This is a genomic window from Mesorhizobium sp. M0854 (assembly GCF_040319815.1).
Classification (GTDB): domain Bacteria; phylum Pseudomonadota; class Alphaproteobacteria; order Rhizobiales; family Rhizobiaceae; genus Mesorhizobium.
The window spans coordinates 1-6,741 of record NZ_JAMYOL010000061.1 but is presented as its reverse complement, the minus strand read 5'-3'; the positions used below and the strand labels follow the sequence as shown (position 1 = coordinate 6,741).

Annotated in this window: 6 protein-coding genes; all 6 read left to right on the top strand. The window is 62.8% G+C overall.

The features are described from left to right. The first annotated feature begins 229 nt into the window (after positions 1–229). The 6 genes from NKH99_RS32320 to NKH99_RS32295 all read left to right on the top strand — a co-directional run bounded on the left by NKH99_RS32320 (position 230) and on the right by NKH99_RS32295 (position 6,566). Positions 230–1,015 carry a ThuA domain-containing protein gene (locus NKH99_RS32320; protein ID WP_352773537.1) on the top strand — a complete coding sequence of 262 codons (786 nt, stop codon included), beginning with the start codon at positions 230–232 and terminating at the stop codon, positions 1,013–1,015. A gap of 55 nt (positions 1,016–1,070) precedes the next feature. Next, positions 1,071–2,123, top strand: a complete 1,053-nt coding sequence (locus NKH99_RS32315) for a Gfo/Idh/MocA family protein (RefSeq protein ID WP_352773539.1) — start codon at positions 1,071–1,073, stop codon at positions 2,121–2,123. 52 nt (positions 2,124–2,175) lie between these two features. Beyond that, entirely contained in the window at positions 2,176–2,580 is a 405-nt protein-coding gene (locus tag NKH99_RS32310; RefSeq protein ID WP_352773542.1) for a GFA family protein, read from the top strand. A gap of 170 nt (positions 2,581–2,750) precedes the next feature. Further along, entirely contained in the window at positions 2,751–4,424 is a 1,674-nt protein-coding gene (locus NKH99_RS32305; RefSeq protein ID WP_352873336.1) for a LuxR C-terminal-related transcriptional regulator, read from the top strand. 208 nt (positions 4,425–4,632) lie between these two features. After that, complete coding sequence (locus tag NKH99_RS32300) at positions 4,633–5,160, top strand: hypothetical protein (RefSeq protein ID WP_353017900.1); 528 nt, start codon at positions 4,633–4,635, stop codon at positions 5,158–5,160. 878 nt (positions 5,161–6,038) lie between these two features. Continuing rightward, entirely contained in the window at positions 6,039–6,566 is a 528-nt protein-coding gene (locus NKH99_RS32295) for a c-type cytochrome (protein WP_502893757.1), read from the top strand. Positions 6,567–6,741 lie beyond the last annotated feature (175 nt).

The following is a 6,741-nucleotide window of genomic DNA, read 5'->3' as shown; positions in this document are numbered from 1 at the left end:
CCGGACATATGGACGCAAGCGATCGAAAACGACGCAAAACAACCGTTGCAGGCAGGGCGCCGTCCACATATGGATCCCAGGGTCTTCGCGACGTCGCTTCGCGCCTGCTCCGCCCTGGGATGACGAAGCTGGGGAGGTTTGGCCAATCTCGAAGGTTTTCAATCCCGTCCGATGACACTATGAATGACCGGCCGGGGCGGCTCCAGCTTCAAACAATCACGAGGACATCATGACAATACGCGCTGTCGTCTGGGGCGAGAATATTCATGAGCGGACCAACGAGGTGGTCGCGGGCATCTACCCCGAGGGCATGCATGCGACGATCGCCAATGCACTGAAGCTCGACCCGGAGATTTCGGTATCGTGGGCGACGCTGGAGCAGAAGGAGCATGGGCTGCCGGCCGACCGTCTGGCCGAGACCGAGGTCTTGCTGTGGTGGGGGCACAAGGACCATGGCGCCGTCGCCGACGAAGTGGTCGAGCGCGTGGCGCGCCGCGTCTGGGAAGGCATGGGGCTGATCGTTCTCCATTCCGGCCATTTCTCGAAAATCTTCAAGAAGCTGATGGGCACGCCCTGCACGCTGAAATGGCGCGAGGCGGGCGAGCGCGAACGGCTTTGGGTGACCAGCCCCAACCACCCGATCGCTGCCGGGATCGGCGAGTATTTCGAGCTCGAGAACGAGGAGATGTATGGCGAGCAGTTCGCCGTGCCGGAGCCGCTGGAGACCGTCTTCATCTCGTGGTTCCAGGGCGGCGAAGTGTTCCGGTCGGGGCTGACCTATCGCCGCGGCGCCGGTAACATCTTCTATTTCAGGCCCGGCCACGAGACCTATCCGACCTATCACGACGCCAACGTCCACAAGGTGCTGCGCAATGCGGTGAGATGGGCGCACAACCCCCAAGGCTCCAATCCAGCCATCCTCGATGCGCCGAACGTGCCGGTGGAAAAGGCGCTCGAGCCGATCGTCGAGCGCGGCGGAAAGCTACATTCCGCCGGCGAAGCCGGCTTCCGCTAGACGACAAATCCATGATCGAACAAGAAGATAAAGCCCTGTCCTAAGGATAAGAATCATGCGTCTGTTGATACTCGGCACCGGCTGGATGGCGGAGGAGCACGCCAGGCAGTTCGGCAAGATCGAGGGCGTCGAACTGATCGGCGCCGTCGATCTCGACCGTACGCGCGTCGACAAGTTTTCGGACATCTACGGTATCCCCAACCGGTTCGCGTCGTTGGACGAGGCGCTGGCGTGGGGCAAGTTCGACGCGGTGGCGAACGTGACGCCCGATCGCATCCACCATCCGACCACCATGATGCTGATCGCGGCGGGCAAGCCGGTGCTGTGCGAAAAGCCGCTCGCCGAAAATTACCAGAAAGCCAGTGAAATGGCCGCTGCGGCCGAGCGGGCCGGCATCATCAACATGGTCAACCTGACCTATCGCAATGTCGCGCCGCTGCAGAGAGCGCGCGCCATGGTGCTGGCCGGCGACATCGGCACGGTCAGGCATGTCGAGGCGTCCTATCTGCAGAGCTGGCTGGTGTCCAAATTCTGGGGCGACTGGCGCACCGATTCGAAATGGCTGTGGCGGCTGTCGCGCGGCCACGGCTCCAATGGCGTGCTGGGCGACGTCGGCATCCACATCCTCGATTTCGCCAGCTATGGCGCGGCGCTCGACATCGACCATGTGTTCTGCCGCCTGCGGTCCTTCGACAAGGCGCCTGGCAACCGGATCGGGGAGTACGAGCTCGACGCCAATGACAGTTTCACCATGGCGCTTGATTTCAGCAATGGCGCCTTCGGCGTCGTCCATGCCAGCCGCTGGGCAACCGGCCATCTGAATGAACTCCGCCTGCGCATCTACGGTGACAAGGGCGGCATCGAAGTCGTGCACAATCTGACCGGCTCGGAGCTGAAAGCCTGCATCGGCGAGGATGTCGAGAACGCCAAATGGCAAGTTCTGGACGCCGGAACGGTGCAGACCAACTACCAGCGCTTCGTCGACGCGGTGCGCAACGGCGTCCAGGCCGAACCGTCGTTCCGCCATGCGGCCGAATTGCAGAAGGTGCTCGACCTCGCAGTCGTGTCGGATGAGAAGCGGGCCGAATTGAGCACCGATACGCAGTGATATCGTTCAGGGAATCTTGAGAGGAGCCAGCCATGGTCACGCGGCGCGCCGAATGTTCCTGCGCTCAGCTGTCAGCCACCTGCTCGGGCGAGCCGGTACGCGTCTCGTCTGCCATTGCCTGGCCTGCAAGCGACGCACCGGCAGCGCGTTCAGCTTCAACGCGTGGTTTGAGGAAGGTGACGTTGTTGTCCAGGGCCGCTCGGCGGAGTTCACGCGCATTGGCGACGAGGGCGGCCGCGTCATCTACAGCTTCTGCCCGGATTGCGGCACCACCGTCCATTACCGGATCGACACGCAGCCCGGTCTGACCGTCATCCCGGTGGGCGCTTTCGCGGACCCTGCGTTCCCGCCGCCCTTCCTGTCCCTTCTATCACGAGAGCCGGCGCTGCCAGTGGGTCGAGGTCCGAACCGAACCTTTGGCGACGTTCGGCTGAAGACGCTGGTCGCCTCCGGCTGACGTTTCAGGATCAAACCCGATCACTCTGAACGACCGAGTTCGACCCGTTTCAGTCGTCCGGGACGTTCCCCGTTCAGAGCGCTTTAAGTGCATTCCGGTCATTCGCGTTCGAGCATGCTATACTGCACCTTGGCTCCAAAGCAGCCATTGATGGCTAGGAACCAATGCGGATGGGCAGGTCAGATCGACAGCAATTCAACAGCGGCTCCTTGCAGGAGGCGGACCAGCTCGTGCTCGGTCGTGAGGCTTACGAGGAAAGGGCGTGGGACGACGCCTATCGGTTCTTCTGGCGTGCCGGCGAAGCGGCTCCGCTCGCAGTGGACGATCTCGAACGGCTGGCGATGTCGGCCTATTTGACCGGGCGCGACGAGGAGTACCTGCGGGCCCTGGAGCGAACCCATCATGCATATCTGGACGCGGGCGAGTGCCATCGGGCCGCCCGCTGCGCCTTCTGGCTTGGCCTGCGCCTTGTCTTTCGTGGGGAGATGGCTCAGGCGGCCGGCTGGTTTGGACGGGCGCATCGGCTGCTCGAACGCGAGCCACATGATTGTGCCGAACAGGGTTACCTGATGCTGCCCCACGTCGAACAGCATCTTGCTTCGGGCAACCTTGAAGCGGCCTACGCTGCGGCGAGCGGCGCAGTCGAGATTGGCGAGCGCTTTGCGGACGTGGATCTGGTGGCCTGTGCACGGCATTTGCAGGGCCGTGTTCTGTTGCGCCAGCGGCGAACCGCGGAAGGTTTCGCGCTCCTCGACGAGGCGATGGTTTCGGTCACGGCCGGCGAATTGTCGCCGCTGCTTACCGGCTTGATCTACTGCAGCGTGATCGAAGCGTGTCAGCAAGTCCATGCTCTGGGCCGCGCACGCGAATGGACCTCCGCCCTGGGGCGATGGTGCGCCGAACAGCCCCAGCTGATCAGTTTCAGCGGCACCTGCCTGATGCATCGCGCCGAGATCAAGCGGCTCAGCGGCGCATGGCAGGACGCGATCGACGAAGCGCAGCAGGCCGTGGAGCGTTTGACGCAGTCGAACAATCGGAGAGATACGGCTGGAGCATGGTACCAGCTGGCGGAAGTATACCGCCTTCGCGGAGACTTTGACGTGGCCGAGCAGGCATATCGGAGTGCAAGCCAACATGGCTTCGAACCGCAGCCGGGCCTTGCCCTGTTGCGGTTGGCCGAAAGGCACATCGATGCGGCTGCGGCCGCAATCCGGCGCGTCATGGGCGCGACGACCGACCAACTGAAGCGCATTCGGCTGCTGCCTGCTTACGTCGAGATCATGCTGGCGGCTGATGACATCGAGGAAGCACGGCGTGCCTGCCACGAACTGGCGGACGTTGGAGAAAGCTACGGAACCGAACCGCTGCGCGCCCTTGCCGCTCACGCGCGGGGAGCGGTGGAACTGGCAGAAGGCGAAGCGCAGGCTGCATTGACTTGGCTGCGCCAGGCACTCGAGGGGTGGCAGCAAGTCGAAGCGCCATACGAAGCAGCGCGCGTAGGCGTCATGATAGGCCAGGCTTGCCGCGCCCTCGGTGACAACGATGGTGCGGAACTGGAGTTGCAGGCAGCCCGGACAGTGTTCCGGCAGCTCGGTGCCATGCCGGACCTTTCTCGTGTCGATATCCTGCTTGGCATGCGATCAGACGGAGCCCGCGGCCTCTCTGCCCGTGAACTGCAAGTTCTCCGCCTGGTCGCTGCCGGCAAAACCAACAAGCAAATCGCCAACGAACTGGATTTGAGCGGGAAGACAGTGGACAGGCACGTCAGCAATATTTTCAACAAGCTTGACGTCCCCACGCGCGCTGCCGCCACCGCCTGGGCCTACGAGCACCGCCTGGTTTGAGCAGGTCTGGCATGGGTCGAATCACCCATGCCGTCATCGGCGCCCATTGGGTGGTTCGCCCGAAGCGCCGCCCTCCCTTCCACGCTAGCTTGCACTCGAAATCGATCGGCCATGGATGCGCGGCGCCACGGCGCAGCTCGCCCACAGATCGCGAGACGGACGCAGTGATCGCGCTGCGAACATCCGGCCACAATGAAGGGAAGTAGCGATGTCGCATGCCGATACCGGAATGCGGGTCGCGGGCGCCTGGCTTGCGATCGCTTCTGTACTCTTGGGTTTCGTCCTGATCGGTCACGGGCCGATTAATCCCGACCTCGCCCAGCAAATGCAGGCCATCGCCAGTGGCGTCACCCTGTGGGTGGTCGTGCATTGGGCCGCCGCGGCAGCACTTTCGCTGTTCGTCGTCGCGAGCCTGATCGTGCTGACCGCCGGCTCTCGACTGACCGAACGCTGGTGGACCCTATCCGCCTGGGCGGTGGTGGCCGTCGGCGCGCTCTGGACGATGACAACCGCCGTGGCCGAGGCCACCACCGTCGCCGATGCCGTCGCCGCCAACGACATGGCGCGATTCGCGGTCTGGTGGGCCTTCGCCGAGGGCAAGGCCAACGGCTTCATGTTCCTCTGCCTGGCGGTTGCCGTGATCGCCGGCAATGAGACGCTGAGCCGGCAACAGGTAACGCCGACCTGGGCGTCACTGGTCGGAGTCGTGGCCGGGCTTGGTGCCTTCGTCGGATAGCCGCTGGGCATGTGGTTCGGCATCGGGCTGGGCAGCCTCGTCTGGGTTGCGTCGTCTTTTGTAATGGCCCTGTGGACGTTGTGGTTCGGGTTGGGGCTCGCGCGAGCCGAGAACAGCGTGTCGAAAGCTCGCAGCGCGAGCTTCAGCGCGTGAGCACCCCAAGAGGCCAGCGGCGTCCTATCAACATCAGGGAGGCCATGATGACTCACGTTGAAGGTTACACCGCCACCCCGGCAGCAATTGAAGATAGCGCCGATGTCAAAGCTGAAGGCGTGCGGTAAATGTCGGCTATTGTTTAGGGTTACGGATGCCGGCCAACAGGTGTTGGCTTGGCGCGAGGGCCGGCGTCCGAAAGCCTCCAGGGAAAGAACCCGCGGGATGGAGGGGCGTGGTTCCGGCGCTATGGGGGATTTGACGGTTCCGCGTGGTTCGCGGTGGGTGCACCGATGCGGCTGACAGGTGGGACTGCTCAGGTTGACAGGCGCGCGCGGCCGGCCGAGGCGGCGCATGATGCGGTGTGGCGGCTGAAGACGCCGGTCGCCTCCGGCTGACGTTTCAGGATCAAACCCAATCACTCTGAACGACCGAGTTCGACCCGGTCCGACCATCAAGGCATTTCAGGCGACGAAGTCGATCCATCAACGTGCGTGGCTCGATCGCGCCAAAAGAAGGCGTGTGCGTCGGCTGAGCAAGCTCCGTCACAGCTGCGCTCAACGGGGCGCGACAAGTGCCGACCATCCAATTGATCGCTGATGGTTACTACGTGCTGGCCATGCTAGAATTCAGCGTCCTCGACGTGGTTAAGATCGGGGAATTGCGACCGGTTGACGGCGCGGGAGGTCGACGGACAAACACGAACAGATCACAGGGAGGAAGCAATGTTTCGGACACCGGTTCATCTTGCATTCTTGACAGCGTCGATTGTTGCCCTGCCATCTTACGCGGCCATGGCCGATGACACACAGATCGCGCGCGGCGAATATCTGGTTACGATTGCCGGCTGCAGCGACTGTCACACATCCGGTTATTTCTTCGGGAAACCCGACATGTCGCGCTTCCTCGGCGGTTCGGACGTGGGCTTCGAGATTCCTGGTCTTGGTGTCTTTGTCGCCCGTAATATCACGCCTGACAGGGAGACCGGTATCGGAAGCTGGACCCCGGAGCAGATCGTCACCGCGATTCAGACCGGCGAACGGCCGGACGGCCGCATCCTGGCGCCGATCATGCCTTGGCGCGATTTCGCGCATCTCACCGCGGATGACGCCATGGCGATCGCGGCATTCCTCCAAAGTGTGAAGCCGGTCAGCCACCAGGTTCCCGGCCCGTTCAAACCCGGGGAAGCGGTGTCGACGTTCATGATGCGGATTATGCCGCCGGGGGAAGCCGCAGCCGCTGCAACGAAGTAGGGCGGCTTTGATCGGAACGAGATTTTTAGTCGAATAATGGGTGAATGTCCGCCTTGGAGATGATGAGGCCGATATCCGAACGGCAGAAATGGGTCGATAGTGTTGAAAAAGTCCGGGTTGCAGCAGTCCTGAAGCACTGATTCAATCTTCGTCGTAAGAGGAGATTGAGTCGATG